The organism is Nitrospiraceae bacterium (genome assembly GCA_019637075.1).
Taxonomy (GTDB): domain Bacteria; phylum Nitrospirota; class Nitrospiria; order Nitrospirales; family Nitrospiraceae; genus JAHBWI01.
Genome location: JAHBWI010000007.1, coordinates 93,528 through 110,626, shown reverse-complemented (window position 1 = coordinate 110,626; position 17,099 = coordinate 93,528). Strand labels below are relative to the sequence as shown.

Sequence of the window (17,099 nt, the reverse complement as noted above, 5' to 3'; positions counted from 1 at the left end):
TCTGTGGCGAACAACCGGGAGGCCTGGTTACCGAAGTTCGACGATCGTCACACCGTCACCCCCCTCGGCGCGATCGCCGGACCGGAAGGTGGCGACATAGGGAGAGTCCTTCAAGTATTCGCGCAAGGCATTCCTCAAGCGGCCCGTCCCATGTCCGTGGATGATCCGCACGTAGGGGCTCCCTCCCAACGTTGCCCGATCCAGCACCGCTACAAGCGCATCGACTGCCTCATCGGCGGCCTGCCCCCTCACATCCAGGGTTTCCTGAATATCCTCCGGTGCAAGTGTGTGGCTGTTCCGCCTTGGTGCTGTCGCCTGTTTTTCTACTTTCTGGGTGCCGGTCTCAGTCGCCACAGCCCGGGCCACCCCCGTCAAACCGGCGACCGACGCGCTGATCTCCCCTTCTCCAACCCTCACACGGACACGCTTCTTGCCCCGAGGGTCTTCAAGCAATACCCCGCTCATACCCAAGGCCGTCACCTCGACAGCATCACCGATCGTGAGCGCTTCAACCGGGATCGGAGCCTGCGGTTCTCCCACATCACGACGCACCTCGGCTTCCAACTCCACCAGCCGGCTCTTGGTCTCGCGGGCTTTCACGATTTTCTGATCACGCTTGAGCTCATCCAAGGTCGCCTGGACCGCCGCTCGCGCCCTCTGAAACTCCTGCGTCAGCTTCTTCTTAAGACCTTTTCGCTCCTCGCGCTCCGAGTCCTGGAGCGATGTCAGCAACTCCTGCGCCTCCTTCGCAGCAGCGTCTGCTTCCTGCCTGGCAATGGCCGCAGAGGCCAACTCGTCGGTGACCCGCCGGTGCCGTTCCTGCACGTCAGTCAATAACGTCTCCAGGAGACGAGTCTCCCCCTGAAGCCGACGCCGCGCATCAGCGAGGATGGCCTCGTCCATCCCCAACCGTCCTGCTATTTCTATAGCCGCAGAGCCTCCGGGCTGTCCCTGCACGAGTCGATATGTCGGCGCCAGTGTCTCAAGATTGAACTCGACGCTCGCGTTGGCAAAACCGGGGGTCTCTTGCGCAAGGCCCTTCATGACGCTGTAGTGAGTGGTCGCGACCACCTTGGCCCCGATGTCCGCCAATCGGCAAAGCAGCGAGCTGGCCAACGCAGCCCCTTCAGCCGGATCGGTGGAAGTCACAGGCTCGTCCAATAACACCAGAACGGCCCCCTTCGCGGAAGGCTGGCAATTTCCATTCCGTCTCGGCTCAACCTCAGCAAGCAGCTTGACCATCTGCGTCATGTGAGCAGAAAAACTCGAGAGATCGCGAGCCAAGTCTTGGGAGTCGCCGATATCGGCATAGACCGCGTCGAACAGCGCCATATCCGAGTCCGGCCCGCAGGGCAGATGAAGCCCGCAACGCACCATCAGCGCGTAGAGGCCGAGGAGTTTCAGCACCACAGTCTTGCCGCCGGTGTTGGGGCCTGAGACAATCAGCACGCGGATGTGTTCATCAAAATCAATGTCGTTCGCAACCACTTGTTCTTTCGCAAGCACGAGCAGCGGATGCCTGGCACGCTGCAACATAATCCGCCCGTTGTCGGTCAGCCGTGGGGCCTCGGCTTGGAGTTGATGGCTCAAGGCAGCCTTCGCCGAAATCGCGTCGAATTCGGCCAGCACAGCGAGCGCCGCCGTAAGTCGATCGGCTTCGGGAGCTAACGCCTCCGAAAGGGATCTAAGGATGCGCCGCACCTCACGTTCCACCTCGAGATCCGCCACCTTGATCCCATTGTTGAGATCAACCAATTCCCTCGGCTCCAGAAACACTGTCGCCCCGCTGGCCGAGACATCGTGTACGATGCCGGGAACCCGCCCCTGCATATCCGCTTTAATCGGCACTACATAACGACCTTCTCGTTGAGCAAAGTACTGTTCCTGCAACACCTCCGCATACCGCTGCGATTGCAGAATTTGGTCCAGCCGATGGCGCATCTGCTGCTTGAGGTCGTTGGCCTGGTGCATGAACCGTCGCAGGTCCTGGCTCGCCGACTCTTTCATCGACCCGTCTGCATTGATCGCCGCATTGATCGCTCCCTTGAGCCGTCGCCATTCACCTGCCTGTCCGAGACGATGCAGCAGCTCGGCCAATGTCGGTGCATCCTGCCGATGGCGGGACAAGTACCGATGCACTTCCTCCAGTAGAGCCAACACCAGCCCGGCATCACGCAATTCAAGGATTTCGAGGGACGCCCCCTTCGAGACCCGCCCCAAGGCTTCCTCTATGTCCGGGAATTGAAGCGTCGGGAGGGGATCGGTGCTTTCCCGCAAGACTGCCGCCTCAGTGGTCTCCGCCAGGCGTTTTTGAGCCCGGACCAGATCCTCTTCCAAGGTCAGGGATCGGCAATAGCGAGCCCCACGACTTGAATGGGCATGAGAAGCCAGAGCGTCCAGCAGTCTCGTCCACTCCAATACCTTGTTTGCCTCGTTGCGAAGGCTTTCCGATTGCATGGATACGTGTTCCTGTTCGCGGGTGGCTGACTCTACCCGACGCGATACCCACAGGCAATATGGAGGCTCGCCGCTGCACCAATTCCGAAACAATTTCCCTAAAGCCCGCGAGTGACTCCCCCATTTGTATGCTTGACACTGAACAGGGCCGCCAGTACTATCGCCCCTCGTGTGCAATTAGATTAACCTGCTTAATTCTCGAGGACTTAGCCCCATGACCACACGCATCGGCATCAACGGATTCGGGCGCATCGGCCGCAACGTTCTTCGCGCTTCCATGGATGATCCCAGCCTGGAATTTGTCGCCATCAACGATCTGACCGATGCCAAGACACTGGCCTATCTCCTGAAATATGACTCCGTGCACGGCACCCTCAAGGGCACCGTTGAAGCCAAAGACGATCAGTTGATCGTCAACGGACGCCCCATCAAGGTATTGGCGGTCAAGGATCCGAAGGAATTGCCCTGGAAATCGTTGGGCGTCGATGTCGTCATCGAATCAACCGGTCGGTTCACCGACCGCGAAGGTGCGGGCAAACACCTCTCCGCCGGAGCCAAGACCGTCATCATCTCCGCCCCGGCCAAGGACCCTGATGTGACTGTGGTATTGGGCGTCAACGAACAGACGTTCGACGCGAAATCCCATCACATTCTCTCGAACGCCTCCTGCACTACGAACTGTCTGGCCCCGGTGGCCAAGGTGCTGTTGGACAACTTTGGGATCAAACACGGCGTCATGACCACGATTCATTCCTACACTAACGATCAGCAGCTGCTCGACTTGCCGCACAAGGATCTTCGGCGTGCGCGCGCAGCCGGCATGTCGATGATTCCCACGAGTACCGGCGCGGCGAAAGCCCTGCATCTGGTCTTGCCGCAACTGAAGGGCAAGTTGGATGGCCTGGCGATCCGCGTCCCGACGCCTAACGTTTCCCTCGTCGACCTCACTGTCGAGACCGAAAAGGATGCCGACGTGGCCGCCGTCAATGCGGCATTCAAGCGGGCTGCCGAGGGGCCGATGAAGAACATTCTGGCCTACTCTGAAGATCCGATCGTCTCCATCGACCAGAAAGGCGATGCGCACTCCGCGACGGTAGATGCGCCCCTGACTGCGGTGATCGACAAGCGGATGGTTAAGGTGACGGCCTGGTACGACAATGAATGGGGCTACTCCTGCCGGGTCAGGGACCTCATCAAGTTCATCGCAGCCAAATCGTAAAGTTCCGCTCCACGGTATCCCACCGGGAATCGCCGGCGAAATCAAAGCCGGCTTCCCAGGTGGCACATGAGGACTGAGCATCGACCATGAATCTCCACAAGCAGATCATCGAAGATCTTCAGCTACGAGGGAAACGGGTCATCGTACGAGCGGACTACAACGTTCCGCTGGACGATTCGCTTCAGATCACCGACGATACGCGTATCCGGTCGACGCTACCGACCATCAATCGCGCCGTCGATGAGGGTGCAAAAGTCATCCTCTGCAGCCACCTGGGGCGGCCGGATGGAAAATTCAATCCAAAGTTCAGCCTTGCCCCGGTAGCCAAGAGGCTTCAGCGACTTCTCGGCAAGGAAGTCATTTTTGCGCCCGACTGCATTGGTCCGGCCGTCGAAGGCCTGGTGTCGAAGATGAAGCCGGGCGACGTGATGCTGCTGGAAAACCTCCGTTTTCACCCGGAAGAAGAAAAGAACGAAGACAGCTTCTCCAAGGCCCTGGCATCCCTGGGTGACGTCTATATCAACGATGCGTTTGGTGCGGCGCACCGGGCGCACGCCTCCACCGTCGGCATCACCAAATTCATCCCGGAAGCGGCCGCAGGGTTTTTGCTCAAAAAGGAAATCGAGTACCTGGAAGGTGCGGTTGAAAACCCCGTTCGCCCCTTTGTGGCCATCTTAGGAGGCGCAAAGGTCTCCGGAAAAATCGGCGTGATCGAGAACCTCGGCAAGAAGGTGGATAAAGTCATCATCGGCGGAGGAATGGCATTCACCTTTCTGAAGGCAATGGGCCTGGAGATCGGAAAATCTCTGGTCGAGAACGACATGTTGGACTTTGCCAAGGGCGTCCAAGATCATGCCTTCGCCAGCGGTGTGAAGTTCTACCTGCCCGTCGATTGCGTTGTAGCCGCCGGTCGTGAACCCGGCGCCGAGACGAAGATTGTGCCAGTTCAGGAAATTCCCAAGGGTTGGTATGGCCTGGATATCGGTCCGGCATCGGTTAAGCTGTTCTCCGAAGCAGTCCAGGACGCCAAGACGATTCTCTGGAACGGTCCTATGGGCATGTTCGAAGTTGACGCGTTCGCGCGAGGCACCCTTGCGATGGCCCATGCCGTCGCCAATGCCTATGCCCTGACAATCGTGGGTGGCGGCGAAACCGCCTTGGCTGTGCACCGCGCAGGAGAATCCGAAAGCATCTCGTTCATCTCTACCGGCGGTGGCGCCGCTCTCGAGTTGCTGGAGGGTAAGACGCTACCCGGGCTAGCCGCGTTGCCCAACCGTCCCACCTAGACGCTGTCCACTTTTCCCACCGTCAACCCTGAGGACGAAGTGAGAACGCGATTTCTTGTCGGCAACTGGAAAATGAACAAAACGGCCTCCGAGGCCGCGTTGTTCGTGCAACAGCTTTCACAGCTATCTCCCAAGGTGTCCGGGATCGAGGTCGGGCTTGCGCCCCCCTTTACCGCCCTGCATGCCGTACGAACAACGCTGTCGCTTTCGTCTCCCTTCGTGGTAGGGGCTCAAGACCTTTATTGGGAAGATAAGGGTGCGTTCACAGGGGAAATTTCCGGGCCGATGCTCAAGGATCTGGGCTGCAAGTTCGTGCTGATCGGACATTCAGAACGCCGGCACCTCTTTGGCGAACAGGATGCGGCCACCAACAAGAAGATCACAGCCGCACTAAAACACGATCTCCAACCCATCCTTTGCATCGGTGAACGGTTGGACGAACGGGAGAGAGGCCTGACCGACTCCATCATTGAGCGTCAGCTCAAGGGCGGACTCGCCGGACTCTCCTCGCAAGACCTCCGCAGGCTAACGCTGGCCTATGAACCGGTGTGGGCAATCGGTACCGGTCAAGCCGCGACGGCGGAGCAGGCCGTACAAGTCCACAGGCACATTCGCCAAGTGCTCGACAATCTGGGGGGTGCGGGCTGTGGTGCGCAGGTTCGCATTCTCTACGGAGGCAGCGTGACTCCGCAAAACCTGCCCTCCTTCCTGGAATCAGAAGAAATTGACGGCGGCTTGGTCGGAGGGGCTTGTCTGGATCCTGCCTCCTTTGCTACACTCATCAACCTTACGGCCACCTCTCAATCTTAAAGAATCGAGTGACATGTATACCTTGCTGGTGATCGTTCACGTCATTGTGTGCCTGCTGATGATCGGAGCCATTCTCTTGCAGTCGGGCAAGGGTGCCGAAATCGGAGCGGCCTTCGGTGGGTCCAGCCAGACGGTCTTCGGCAGCCGCGGCCCAGCCAACTTTCTCAGCAAGTTCACCGTGATCACCGCCTTCGTGTTCATGTTCACATCGCTGTCGCTGGCCATCTTGGCTAAAGACCGGACCTTTTCATCGACCGTGATCGATTTGAACAAGAAGCCAGCCGCGAGTTCGCCCGCTCCCGACACCTCGAAGCCTGCTTCAACCGATTCCCATAGCTCGACCGAAGGCTCGCACTAGTCCCGGTTTCCGATCCACGCCAGCCATTCCTCCGAAGCGCTACCGTGCGCCAACCAACCGTCTCGGCTCAGATCATCTCTGCCCTCATGACATAAGAAGCCGGTAAATCCGCACGAATATTTGCCGCGCATGCCGGCGCGCCGACAATCTAATCGCAGAATTGTATGGGGAAGAGGATTGCGGCGGACCGCCCTGGGGCGGTCCGAATGAGATTAAACCGGGGCGAGCCAATAGCGGTGCTTCTCATCCGCCCCTGTCACAATATCGAAAAACGTCTTCTGAAGAGCCTGTGTGATGGGCCCAGGACGCCCGGTGCCAACCTTCCGTCGGTCGATCTCCGTCACCGGGGTCAGTTCGGCAGCAGTACCAGTCACGAACACTTCATCCGCGACATACATTTCATCACGCGTGAAACGCTCCTCCTCAACCGGGAGGTTCCGTTCCCTGGCCAGCTGCAGAATGGAATTGCGGGTGATCCCCTCAAGGATCGACGTCAGTGGCGTCGTCTTGAGCACACCGCGCCGGACGATGAACACGTTTTCTCCGGTTCCTTCGGCGACATAGCCTTCCGGATCGAGCATGATCGCTTCGTCGTAGCCGTCCGCCTTGACCTCGCGCTTGGCCAGAATGGAATTGACATAGTAGCCGGAAATCTTACCGCGAGTCATCGACACGTTCACATGGTGCCGTGTGAAGGATGACACTCTGGCTCGAATTCCCTTGGCCAGGGCTTCATCACCCAGATACGTTCCCCACTTCCATGCGGCGATGCTCACGCGGATCGGATTCTCACCTGGATAGAGCCCCATGGCACCATAGCCGATGTAGACCAGAGGACGAATGTAACAGGCCTCCAGGCGGTTGGCCCGAACCGTCTCGATGATGGCCTCGGTGATTTGTTTCCGGTCGTACGGGATTTCTATGAGCCCGATGTGGGCCGATTCGAATAGTCGGTCCACGTGCTCGGTCAGCCTGAAAATCGCCGACCCGCTCTTGCCCTTATAGCATCGGATGCCCTCGAATGCGGCCAATCCATAGTGCAGGGAATGCGTCAACACGTGCACCTGCGCGTCGGCCCAGGGCACCAATTTTCCATCCATCCAAATTTTTTCGCTGGCTTGCAACATGCGGCGGATCATAGCAGCGGGTCCGGAGGAGCGTCAAGAACCGCCTGCACCTGATCGGCCGGTTTCTCCTGGATCGACATGTTCCCGTGTCCAGCGCATGGAACAAATTTCCCCTTCCACCGCCACGCGTCCGGGGCCGGATGCGAGCCCGATGATTTTGAAACTTCGCACCTCAATTTCTTGACACTGGATCGACGGCTATGATACTGGTTGACGTTCTGCTGACGAGGAGAGAGATCACTATGTACGCTATTGTAGAGACAGGTGGGAAACAGTACCGGGTAGAGACGGGGACAGTTCTGCAAGTCGAGTCGCTTCCTGGCGAGATCGGCAGCTCTGTGCAACTCGAGACCGTGCGGCTGGTGCATGGGACTAACGGAGTCCTGATTGGCCAACCACTGGTGGCGGGTGCCCGCATTACAGCTGAAATCGTGCGCCAAGGTCGTACGCGCTCGATTACCGTGTTCAAGAAGAAGCGCCGCAAGAACTATCGTCGCACCCGCGGTCACCGCCAGGGCTATACGCAACTGCGCGTGACCGGTATCGAAACCAAGTAATCAATCAGCGCGGGAGACACCTTCCATGGCAACAAACAAAGGCGGCGGCTCCACAAGGAACGGCCGCGATAGTAATCCGCAGTACCTAGGCGTCAAAGCATATGGTGGTGAGACGGTCACGGCCGGCTCCATTATCGTGCGTCAGCGCGGGACGAAGTTTTTCCCGGGCTTCAACGTCGGGCTCGGCAGAGATCATACCCTATTTGCCACAGTGACCGGAGTGGTGAAATTCGAAGGCGGTCGCGGCCGGCAAAAGGTCAGCGTCTATCCCGCCACCTCGAAGGCGTGAGTCGAGTTCCGACTCACGCCCCTTACTCCTCGATCTTCTCTGCCTCCCTCGTCTCTCCTCTTCTCGGACCAGGGTGATACGCTATACTAGCGCGCTCCCCCGCAGCTTTTCACGGGGTTGGCATACACGATGTCCACGTTTGTCGATCAAGTCCGAATTCAGGTGACGGCCGGACAGGGCGGAAGCGGCGCCTGCAGCTTCAGGCGCGAGAAATATGTGCCTCGCGGAGGCCCTGATGGCGGAGACGGCGGCCACGGAGGCAACGTCGTCGTCATGGCGTCCACCAGGCTCAGCACCCTCCTGGATCTTCGTTACCAAAAGCATTACGAAGCGGAAAACGGTCAGTCGGGCGGCGGCAGCAATTGCCACGGGCGCACGGGCGCCGACGTCACCATTCCGGTGCCGGTCGGTTCCATGATCTTCGACGACACCACAGAGGAACTCCTGGCCGACCTCACAGCCGATGGAGAGTCCTGCGTCGTCGCGCAGGGCGGCCGTGGAGGAAAGGGCAATTCCAACTTCGCCACCTCCACCAACCGCGTCCCGACTCATTTCGAACCAGGCACGCCGGGTGAAATGCGGATGCTGCGGATCGAGCTCAAGCTGCTCGCCGATGTGGGTCTCGTCGGTTATCCCAACGCCGGCAAGTCTACCCTCATCTCAGCCGTTTCATCGGCACGCCCCAAGATTGCCGATTATCCCTTTACCACGCTCACGCCCAACCTGGCCGTCGTCCGGTGGACCGAAGAACAGAGCTTCGTGATCGCCGACATCCCCGGTCTCATTGAAGGCGCGCACGAAGGCAAGGGGTTGGGCTTTCAATTCCTTCGGCATGTCGAACGGACCAGCCTGCTACTCCATATAATCGACGTGTCAGAATGGACCCAGGATGACCCGGTCAGCAGTTTCGAGATTATGCGGCGCGAGCTGACGGCGTATGACGAGGCACTGGCGAGCCGTCCGTTTGCGGTGGTCGGGAGCAAGATCGACGTGAAAGGCGACGGCGAGCGCCTTGATCGATTGCGCAAGTACTGCCAGCGAAAGAAACTGCCCTTCTTCGCCATCTCGGCTGCCACCCGCGAAGGACTCGACGCTCTCATCCTCTACGTGGGACAACAAGTTGAACGGCTACGGACATCCTCGTGCGAGACGAACTCCTAAAACAGGCACGGCGCGTCGTCGTCAAGATCGGTAGTAGCTTGGTCGCCTCGCGTGCGCAGGGGCTGAGTGCTGACCGTATCGAGCGACTCGCCGGCGAGGTGGCCGCGGTGCGAGGACAGGGACGAGAGATCGTCCTGGTTTCGTCCGGTGCGGTCGTGTCCGGCATCAAAAAGCTTGGGCTTCGAGAATATCCCAAGAGCCTGCCGGTCAAGCAGGCGGCCGCCGCAGTCGGCCAGAGTCAACTCATGTGGGCCTATGAAAAGGCCTTCGAGCCGCTCGATCTTCGCGTGGCGCAAGTGCTGCTCACTCATGCTGACTTGGCGGATCGCCGAAGGTTTTTGAATGCCCGGCACACCCTCACAACCTTGATTGGATTCGGTGTCATCCCCGTCATTAATGAGAACGACACGGTGGCGGTGGAGGAAATCCGCGTCGGCGATAACGATACGCTGGCGGCCCAGGTCGCACACCTCATCGATGCCGATTTGCTCGTGATCCTCTCGGATGTCGAAGGGCTCTTTACCGTCGATCCGCGCAAAGATCCCACGGCGACGCTGATCCCAGTCATTCCTGAAATCAATGAGGATATCGAGCGACGAGCAGGCATATCCTCGACCTTCGAAGGCACCGGCGGCATGGCGACAAAAATCCGCGCGGCTAAGAAGGTGGGCGAGTACGGAGTCGCCACGCTCATCCTCAATGGCACCGTCCCGGGATTGCTGCCTGATGCGCTGACTGGGAAAGAAGCCGGAAGTTTGTTTCTCGCGAAGGGGCGCAGACTCAATAGCCGCAAACACTGGATCGCCTTTACCCTCCGGGCCCGTGGGCAACTGAAGCTCGATCAGGGCGCGGTCGATGCGCTGACGCAAAAAGGGAAAAGCCTACTCGCCTCGGGTATCTTGGACGTGACCGGCCAGTTTGATGCAGGAGATCCCGTGGCCTGCGCCACACCGGACGGCAGGGAGTTCGCGAAGGGGCTGGTCAACTTTTCCTCTGACACACTCGTGCGTATCAAGGGGCTCAAGACTCTCGAAATCCAGCAGATCCCCGGTCTGCAAGAATACGAAGAAGTAATTCATCGCGACAACCTGGTCCTGCTGTCTCCCTTGTAACAATGCCCGGGGCTCGAGAGCATTAACCGGCCGGTTCGTGGACGGTCAAACATGAAGCTCGGAATCCTCGGCGGCAGCTTTAATCCGATTCACAAATGCCACCTGTCCGTTGCCCGCGCCGCCAGGTCGTGCGTCGGCCTCGACCGCATTCTGTTCATTCCTACGGGCGACCCACCACATAAACCACCCGGGTCGTTTGCCTCCGCCCATCACCGCCTCCGAATGGTGGAATTGGCCATCCAGGATGACGAGGGATTTTCAGCCAGCGATCTCGAACTCCGCCGGCCGGGAAAGTCCTACACCATCGATACCCTCCGTGCCCTCCTTCCGGAGCAGGAGCCAGGCACAGAGCTGTTTTTTATCGTGGGGCTGGATGCCTTTCTCGATGTGCCATCTTGGAAGGAATCAGATACTCTTCTGAGCCTGTGCCACTTCATCGTCATTTCGAGACCGGCGACGTCCTTCCAAAGCCTGACCAAGCTGCCGGCCTTCAAGACCACTTCGGTCGCCACCCTGGCCGCCTTGGATGCCGGCACCCAAACTCGAGCCGACCTCCCGCTCTCATCTCGCTCCACGCTCATCCTGCTCAAGCTTCCCCCGTGCGACGTATCGGCCTCCGAAATCAGAACTCGCCTGCGGCAGCAGGCATCGCTGGCAAATCTGTTGCCCGTCCAGGTCGAATCTTATATACTGACTCACAAGTTATACATGGAGGACGCCGATCGTACCTGAATCAAAGGCCAAAGCTCTTGCCATTGCGGGAGCCATCCTCGACAAGAAGGCCGCAGACGTCCTCATCCTGCACATTGCGAAACTCACCTCCGTCGCCGACTATTTGGTGCTGGGCTCCGGAGAATCGGAACGTCAGGCTCGCGCCATTGCGGACCATGTCAGTGATGTGCTCCGTGCCCAGGGCCACGCCCCGCTGAGCGTGGAGGGGTCTACGTCCGCCAAGTGGATCGTCATGGACTTCGGTGACGTGGTGGCTCACATCTTTCAAAAGGACATCCGCGAACATTACGCCCTGGAACGTCTCTGGGGCGATGCGCGGTCCGTGCGCATTCCGGGTGGAACGGCAGCCAAACCTCCGCTCCCGGCGAAGAAGGCACCACGCCGAGCGCGGACTCGTAAACAGGGCTAGGACTCATGTTCCGACTGCTCTCGACGATTTTCCTGGTCAGCGCCGGGATTTTTCTCTACAGCTATTTCCGCGAGCTGAACCCGGGCACCGTCTCGATTCGTACCGGTCCCGCCGCCGTCTTCGAACTCAGCCCCGTCACCCTTGTCTTGATCGCCATGGCGGTCGGGGCCGTGCTGGTCGCCCTGGTCGTGACCATTAAGGAAACCTCGCACTTCTTTCTCAACTGGCGAAGCAACCGCCTGGTTCGGCGAAAAGAAAAAGTCGACTCGCTCCATCGGGACGGAACCCATGCGTTCATGTCCAAACGGACGGCCGATGCCGTGAGCCTCTTCGAACGCGCGCTTCTGATCGACCCGAACCGTACCGACTCGCTCCTGTGGCTGGGAAACATCTACCGGTCGGAGAGCAATTTTGCAGAAGCGATCCGTTTGCACCAACAGGCACACCGCATCGAAGAACGAAATGTAGAAATCCTGCTGGAATTGGCGAAGGATTTGGAGGGAGCCCGTCGCTATGAGGAAGCACTCCAGACCCTGCAGAAGATTCTTCGTATCGAACCGGACAACCTCACGGCCCTGACGCGCAAGCGCGATCTCCAGATTCGTCTGGAAAAGTGGAGCGACGCCTTGGAGATCCAACACCGCATGGTCAAGGCCAGCCTGCCGGAGAGCGAGCGCCGTGCGGAAGCGGCACTCTTATTGGGCTGCATGTATGAGGTCGGTCGCCAATTGCTGGAGCGAGGCCATCCGGACAAGGCTCGGCGGTATTTTCGCGGCGCGATCAAGAAAGACCGCTCCTTCCTTCCAGCCTATATCGGCCTGGGAGAAATTCTGGTTCGTGAAGGCAAAACGAAGAACGCCGTCGAAATCCTCAAGAAGATCTACGCCAAAACCAAGAGCATCATTATCCTGCACCGGCTGGAGGAGTTGTTTCTCGAGCTCGGCGAGCCCGATGAAATCATTCGCGTCTACCAAGAAGCCCTCCAGTTGGATCCGCGCAACACAGTGATCCAGTTCTACTTGGGCAAGTTGTACTATCGACTCGAAATGGTCGACGAAGCCTACGATATCCTATCGACCATGGATGGAGCACAGGAGCAATTGGTCGATTACCACAAGATTATGGCCAACCTGTACCTGCGCAAACAGCACATGGACGAAGCGGTGCTGGAACTCAAGAAAGCGCTGGGATTCAAAAAGCGCGTCGTCGTCCCCTACCTCTGTACCCACTGCCACCATGAGTTGGCGGAGTGGTCGGGCCGCTGCCGCCGATGCGGCCGGTGGAACACCTACGTTGCCCTCCCCTGGCTCGATGCCAACAAGCCGGACAGCGACCGTGAAGGTTCAAGCGCCCGGCTCCGCACCGTGCCCTATCAAGGCATTGCATCTCCGTTTGAAACCGTGTAGGGTTTCAACGCTCAATTTCCATCCGGCACGGCGGTCTCCCGAACGATCCTGTTCGTGAAAACCACCCGTTTGATTGCGTCACAGGAGTACCAGGAATGACTGATTTTGTCGCGCTATCCGAGAAGGCCCTGCGGGACGAACCGCTTACCCGTGAAGAATGTCTGAACGTCCTGCAGACCCCCGATTCCCAACTCCTGGAACTGCTCCAAGCCGCCTTTCGGGTGCGTGAACGCTATTTCGGCACGACGGTCCGGCTCCAAATGCTGTTGAACGCCAAAAGCGGCGCTTGCCAAGAAGATTGCCACTATTGCTCCCAATCCTCGATCTCAACGGCTCCAATCGAGCGGTATGGCCTGTTGCCCATCGAGCAGATGATCAACGGTGCCCGACGCGCCGCCGCCGCGAAGGCCCAGCGCTATTGCATCGTCATCAGCGGGCGCAGCCCCCTCGACCGGGACATCGACGAGATTGCGGGCGCGGTCCGGGCGATCAAGGCGGAAAACCCGATCCAAGTCTGTTGCTCACTCGGCCTGATGAACGAGGAGCAGGCCAAACGCCTGAAGGCGGCCGGTGTGGATCGCGTGAACCACAATCTGAACACCAGCGAGGCCTATCACTCGTCGATCTGTAGCACGCATACGTTCAAGGACCGGCTCAACACCATCAACAACGCCAGAACGGCGGGCCTGGAAATTTGTTCCGGCGGCATCGTCGGGATGGGAGAGCGGGATGAGGATATCGTCGATCTGGCAATGGCACTCCGCGAGGTCAAACCCCACTCAATTCCGTTGAACACCCTGCACCCTGCCCAAGGCACCCCGCTGGAAAACTGCCATCAGTTGACGCCGCAGCGATGCCTGAAAGCACTGTGCCTGTTTCGCTTCCTCAACCCCAAGACCGAAATCCGCATCGCCGGCGGGCGCGAGCACAACCTTCGCAGCCTGCAGCCATTGGCCCTCTATCCGGCCGACTCGGTCTTCGTCAACGGGTATCTCACGACCCCGGGTCAACCGGCTCCCGAGGTGTGGGGAATGATCGAAGACCTCGGATTCACGATCGAGGTCGACTACCAGCCTGCGGAACACAAGTTCCACCATACTGCCGAGTCGAGCTGCGAGCCGCTGAACACGCGACACTAAGTGCGCGCGTCATCCAATCGGCATTGCGCCTATTCCCCGCGAAGTACGTCGCCGATCGGCTGCTTCGCCGCCCAGCGGGCCGGAAGATACCCGGCCAACAGGGTCGCTGCTCCCGCTAAACCTACGACCTGAAGAAGGGCGCCGACCGGGACAATCATCTGGATCGTCCAGCCGAACGATTGTTTGTTGATGACTGTCACCAGCAGGACCGACAGCGCACCTCCGCCGACGAGCCCGAGCCCGGTCCCCAGCACTCCAAGATAGGCGCTTTCCCACAAAACCAATTGCTTGATTTGCCCCGCGCTGCCACCGATGGCAAGCAGGGTCGCAAACTCCCGCCGACGTTCCAGAATCGAGGTGATCAGCGTATTGACGATGCCCAGCATGGCAATCACGACGGCGATCGCTTCCAGCACATAGGTCATCACAAAGGTCCGGTCGAAGATCTCCAGAACTTCCCGGCGCAACTCCCCATTGCTGATGAGAAGCGGCGGCGGCTTGCGCTGGCCCCCTGAGGCCAATGCCTCGGAGATCTCGCGGCGGATCGAGCCGGCATCAGCGCCTGGCGCCAGATAGACCGCGAATACTGTCACCAGATCGTCATGCCATAGGGACCGGTAGAGGGTCCGATCCATCACGACCTTTCCCCCGTGGGTGCCATAGTCGTAGAACACCGCCAGGATCGGAAACGAGCGGACACCTTCAGGTGTGGGGATCGCCAGCTCTTGGCCCTCCTTGACGCCAAACTGATGCGCCAACACCTCCGACACTAAAATGCCTCCCCGTTCCGCAGCTTGCCTCAGGACCGTCGAAGAATCACCCTGTCGAACCTGATACCGGCTACGCTCGGCATGGAGCCGGAGGTTTCGTGACACAATCGAGACCCGATGCCCCTGCATCTCGCCCCGTACATCACGATAGGAATCGACCGCGGACACCCCCGGAACCTGTGCCAGCCTGGCTTCCCAATCAGGCGGCAAGCTGCGCCCCGAGCCGCCCTGGACGGTGCCGCGTAGCCAGGTCGGAGGCGCCACGACCACATCCGCCATCACCGTCTCATTGATCCAGAGTTCAACCGTATGCCGAAAGCTCCGTACCATAATGATCACGCCGATCATGATCGCCAATCCGACCATCAAGGCGGAGACCGTCACACCGTTGCGACCGGGATTGCGGCTGGCATGGTCGATGGCAATCGAACGCAGCGCGCGCTGCACCTCGGACGCTCCATCCGTGCCCGTCGAGGATGTGAACCTTCCTCCGCCTGTGACACAAAAGGGCGCGAGGCAGGAAAGCCCGGCCAACAACGCGAAGGCGGCAGCATAGCCCGGCAACGGCAGGCCGTTGACAGGGCCGGCCATACTCAAGCCACCCGCCAATAGCAGCAGCCCGCACCCTGTCAAGGCCACACCCTTGCTCGCAGCTGTTTGACTGCTCTCGTAATCCCCCGGCGCCAACGCCCGCACCGCGATGGTTCGCCCGGCATCGAGACTCGGCCCCAGCGCGCCCAGAACGGACACCCCGGCCCCAACAGCAACCCCCTCTGCAATACTGCGCAACAGACCTTTGGAACCAACGAAGGAGCCGGCTCCCATTCCCACCGCCACATACAAATCTGAAATCGTCCGGCTCAGAAGAATGACCAGCACCTGCGCGAGAAACAGACCGGCGAGGCTGCCGATCAGGCCACCCACCGTCCCCAGCAGCGCACCTTCCGCAAGAAACAAGCCGGTGACGCGTCCCTGAGTCATCCCGATGGCGCGATAGATACCGATCTCCCGCCGCCGCTGCGCAATCGCAAACGACATGGTGTTGTAAATCAGAAATACCCCGACCAGCAGTCCCACCCAACTCAATACCATCAAGTTGAGACGAAACGCCCGCACCATATCCTCGACTTTCTGAGTCCGGCGGGCGGGGCGATCGACGGTGACATGGGGAGGCAGTGCTACGCGGATCGCGTGGACGGCGGCGTCGATCGAAACGCCGGGCCCAGTCACAACGTCGATCCGATCCAGACGGCCGATCAGTCCGAATTGTACCTGCGCGGCGGCAATGTCCATGATGGCGAGATGATCCCAGCCGGATTCCCCCCCGCCGGCGTCGTCGATGATGCCGGCGATGCGAAGCGCCACCGGCCTCAAGCCAGCCATCACGTCCACTGTACTGCCGACGCTGACCTTCCACTCCGCCGCGGCGCGACGTCCGATATACACACTGTCCGGTGCAAGTAGGGCATCGAACTGGGCCTCGCCTTCCGCACGGTGCAGACGAAAGCCTCGAGACTCAGTCTCGGCGAGCAAATCCAATCCGAGGACTTGGATGGCCTGCCGCTGAAGTTCCCCCTCGAGACGAACCACGGTTTGGGAGATGACCGGCGAGGCAGATTGAATACCGGGGAGCGGCCTGACGGCGGCGATCAACCGTTCATCTATGCCTGTTTCGTTGCCGTGGATTTCAATCGTCGTGGGACCAGCCACCGTCAGAACGGTCTGTTCGAATGAAGCCAACACATCGAGATTGGCGCGCTGGACGGCAACCGCAGCCGCAACCCCCAACCCGACTCCCAGGATGGTCAACAGGGTACGCCCCGGTCTGGTGGAGAGATGGGCCCAGCCCAACCGTAGTAGCGCAAAGGATAGGCTGGTGATGAAACCTGACATGGATCTCACGAGAAATTGCGGGAGCCTAGTAGCTTTCCTTTACAGAATTATCCAGATGTGATACCATCACGGCATTCAGTAGGTAGTGATACAGGAACGTTGTGGCTCCACGTAAACGCCCCAGAGTCATCAAGCCCTCAAGACCCTCAAGTACCAGAACGGGAGGGCTCACACCCCGGCAGAAGGAAATTCTTCGCCTGGTTTCCCAAGGGAACACCAACCGCGACATTGCGAAGCGGCTGGCGATCAGCGTCCGTACGGTTGAAGTACATCGCTTCAACCTGATGCGCCGGCTCAAGGTCCGCAATGTCGCCCAGCTCCTTCGGCAAGCGCTTCAACTGGGGTTCCTCCCCAAGAACTTCGCATTCAAGTAA

Annotated in this window: 16 protein-coding genes; 13 read left to right on the top strand and 3 right to left on the bottom strand. The window is 59.4% G+C overall.

Annotated elements, in window-relative coordinates:
- Positions 1 to 27 precede the first annotated feature (27 nt).
- Positions 28 to 2,457: an endonuclease MutS2 gene (locus KF814_16855; protein MBX3237818.1), complete on the bottom strand. Its 2,430-nt coding sequence runs from the start codon at positions 2,455 to 2,457 to the stop codon at positions 28 to 30.
- Positions 2,458 to 2,671: 214 nt separating this feature from the next.
- On the opposite strand from KF814_16855, the gene gap reads away from it, so the two are divergent.
- From gap to secG, 4 genes are all read left to right on the top strand, one after another.
- Complete coding sequence (gap, locus tag KF814_16850) at positions 2,672 to 3,676, top strand: type I glyceraldehyde-3-phosphate dehydrogenase (GenBank protein ID MBX3237817.1); 1,005 nt, start codon at positions 2,672 to 2,674, stop codon at positions 3,674 to 3,676.
- An 86-nt stretch (positions 3,677 to 3,762) separates the two neighbouring features.
- Positions 3,763 to 4,962: a phosphoglycerate kinase gene (locus KF814_16845; GenBank protein MBX3237816.1), complete on the top strand. Its 1,200-nt coding sequence runs from the start codon at positions 3,763 to 3,765 to the stop codon at positions 4,960 to 4,962.
- Between the two features lie 39 nt (positions 4,963 to 5,001).
- Complete coding sequence (gene tpiA, locus KF814_16840) at positions 5,002 to 5,772, top strand: triose-phosphate isomerase (protein MBX3237815.1); 771 nt, start codon at positions 5,002 to 5,004, stop codon at positions 5,770 to 5,772.
- A 13-nt stretch (positions 5,773 to 5,785) separates the two neighbouring features.
- Complete coding sequence (gene secG / locus KF814_16835) at positions 5,786 to 6,130, top strand: preprotein translocase subunit SecG (protein MBX3237814.1); 345 nt, start codon at positions 5,786 to 5,788, stop codon at positions 6,128 to 6,130.
- 212 nt (positions 6,131 to 6,342) lie between these two features.
- Here the strand turns inward: secG and KF814_16830 are convergent, their stop codons facing one another.
- The gene (locus KF814_16830; GenBank protein MBX3237813.1) at positions 6,343 to 7,257 is read right to left on the bottom strand and encodes a branched-chain amino acid transaminase; all 915 of its coding nucleotides are present in this window, start codon (positions 7,255 to 7,257) and stop codon (positions 6,343 to 6,345) included.
- A gap of 242 nt (positions 7,258 to 7,499) precedes the next feature.
- Between KF814_16830 and rplU the strand changes: the two genes are divergently transcribed.
- The 8 genes from rplU (at position 7,500) to bioB (ending at position 14,062) form a co-directional block, all read left to right on the top strand.
- A complete protein-coding gene (rplU, locus tag KF814_16825) occupies positions 7,500 to 7,814 on the top strand; it encodes a 50S ribosomal protein L21 (GenBank protein ID MBX3237812.1) in 315 nt (104 codons plus the stop codon).
- Between the two features lie 25 nt (positions 7,815 to 7,839).
- The gene (gene rpmA, locus KF814_16820; GenBank protein MBX3237811.1) at positions 7,840 to 8,103 is read left to right on the top strand and encodes a 50S ribosomal protein L27; all 264 of its coding nucleotides are present in this window, start codon (positions 7,840 to 7,842) and stop codon (positions 8,101 to 8,103) included.
- 129 nt (positions 8,104 to 8,232) lie between these two features.
- Positions 8,233 to 9,264, top strand: a complete 1,032-nt coding sequence (obgE, locus tag KF814_16815; protein MBX3237810.1) for a GTPase ObgE — start codon at positions 8,233 to 8,235, stop codon at positions 9,262 to 9,264.
- The gene (proB, locus tag KF814_16810; protein MBX3237809.1) at positions 9,246 to 10,376 is read left to right on the top strand and encodes a glutamate 5-kinase; all 1,131 of its coding nucleotides are present in this window, start codon (positions 9,246 to 9,248) and stop codon (positions 10,374 to 10,376) included. Before obgE ends, proB begins: the two co-directional genes overlap by 19 nt.
- Before the next feature lie 51 nt (positions 10,377 to 10,427).
- Positions 10,428 to 11,108 carry a nicotinate-nucleotide adenylyltransferase gene (gene nadD / locus KF814_16805; GenBank protein ID MBX3237808.1) on the top strand — a complete coding sequence of 227 codons (681 nt, stop codon included), beginning with the start codon at positions 10,428 to 10,430 and terminating at the stop codon, positions 11,106 to 11,108.
- Positions 11,098 to 11,517, top strand: a complete 420-nt coding sequence (rsfS, locus tag KF814_16800; protein MBX3237807.1) for a ribosome silencing factor — start codon at positions 11,098 to 11,100, stop codon at positions 11,515 to 11,517. Before nadD ends, rsfS begins: the two co-directional genes overlap by 11 nt.
- 5 nt (positions 11,518 to 11,522) lie before the next feature.
- On the top strand, positions 11,523 to 12,923 hold the full coding sequence (locus tag KF814_16795) for a tetratricopeptide repeat protein (protein MBX3237806.1): 1,401 nt from the start codon (positions 11,523 to 11,525) through the stop codon (positions 12,921 to 12,923).
- A gap of 95 nt (positions 12,924 to 13,018) precedes the next feature.
- On the top strand, positions 13,019 to 14,062 hold the full coding sequence (gene bioB, locus KF814_16790) for a biotin synthase BioB (protein ID MBX3237805.1): 1,044 nt from the start codon (positions 13,019 to 13,021) through the stop codon (positions 14,060 to 14,062).
- 29 nt (positions 14,063 to 14,091) lie between these two features.
- On the opposite strand, the gene KF814_16785 is transcribed toward bioB, so the two are convergent.
- Positions 14,092 to 16,725 carry an ABC transporter permease gene (locus KF814_16785; GenBank protein ID MBX3237804.1) on the bottom strand — a complete coding sequence of 878 codons (2,634 nt, stop codon included), beginning with the start codon at positions 16,723 to 16,725 and terminating at the stop codon, positions 14,092 to 14,094.
- Positions 16,726 to 16,826: 101 nt separating this feature from the next.
- On the opposite strand from KF814_16785, the gene KF814_16780 reads away from it, so the two are divergent.
- The gene (locus KF814_16780) at positions 16,827 to 17,099 is read left to right on the top strand and encodes a response regulator transcription factor (GenBank protein MBX3237803.1); all 273 of its coding nucleotides are present in this window, start codon (positions 16,827 to 16,829) and stop codon (positions 17,097 to 17,099) included.

Coding starts and splice junctions, on each gene's coding strand:
- gap (MBX3237817.1), top strand. CDS start 2,672: ATGACCACACGCATCGGCATCAACGGATTCGGGCGCATCGGCCGCAAC.
- KF814_16795 (MBX3237806.1), top strand. CDS start 11,523: ATGTTCCGACTGCTCTCGACGATTTTCCTGGTCAGCGCCGGGATTTTT.
- nadD (MBX3237808.1), top strand. CDS start 10,428: ATGAAGCTCGGAATCCTCGGCGGCAGCTTTAATCCGATTCACAAATGC.
- KF814_16845 (MBX3237816.1), top strand. CDS start 3,763: ATGAATCTCCACAAGCAGATCATCGAAGATCTTCAGCTACGAGGGAAA.
- secG (MBX3237814.1), top strand. CDS start 5,786: ATGTATACCTTGCTGGTGATCGTTCACGTCATTGTGTGCCTGCTGATG.
- bioB (MBX3237805.1), top strand. CDS start 13,019: ATGACTGATTTTGTCGCGCTATCCGAGAAGGCCCTGCGGGACGAACCG.
- obgE (MBX3237810.1), top strand. CDS start 8,233: ATGTCCACGTTTGTCGATCAAGTCCGAATTCAGGTGACGGCCGGACAG.
- rplU (MBX3237812.1), top strand. CDS start 7,500: ATGTACGCTATTGTAGAGACAGGTGGGAAACAGTACCGGGTAGAGACG.
- KF814_16785 (MBX3237804.1), bottom strand. CDS start 16,725: ATGTCAGGTTTCATCACCAGCCTATCCTTTGCGCTACTACGGTTGGGC.
- KF814_16830 (MBX3237813.1), bottom strand. CDS start 7,257: ATGTTGCAAGCCAGCGAAAAAATTTGGATGGATGGAAAATTGGTGCCC.
- KF814_16855 (MBX3237818.1), bottom strand. CDS start 2,457: ATGCAATCGGAAAGCCTTCGCAACGAGGCAAACAAGGTATTGGAGTGG.
- rpmA (MBX3237811.1), top strand. CDS start 7,840: ATGGCAACAAACAAAGGCGGCGGCTCCACAAGGAACGGCCGCGATAGT.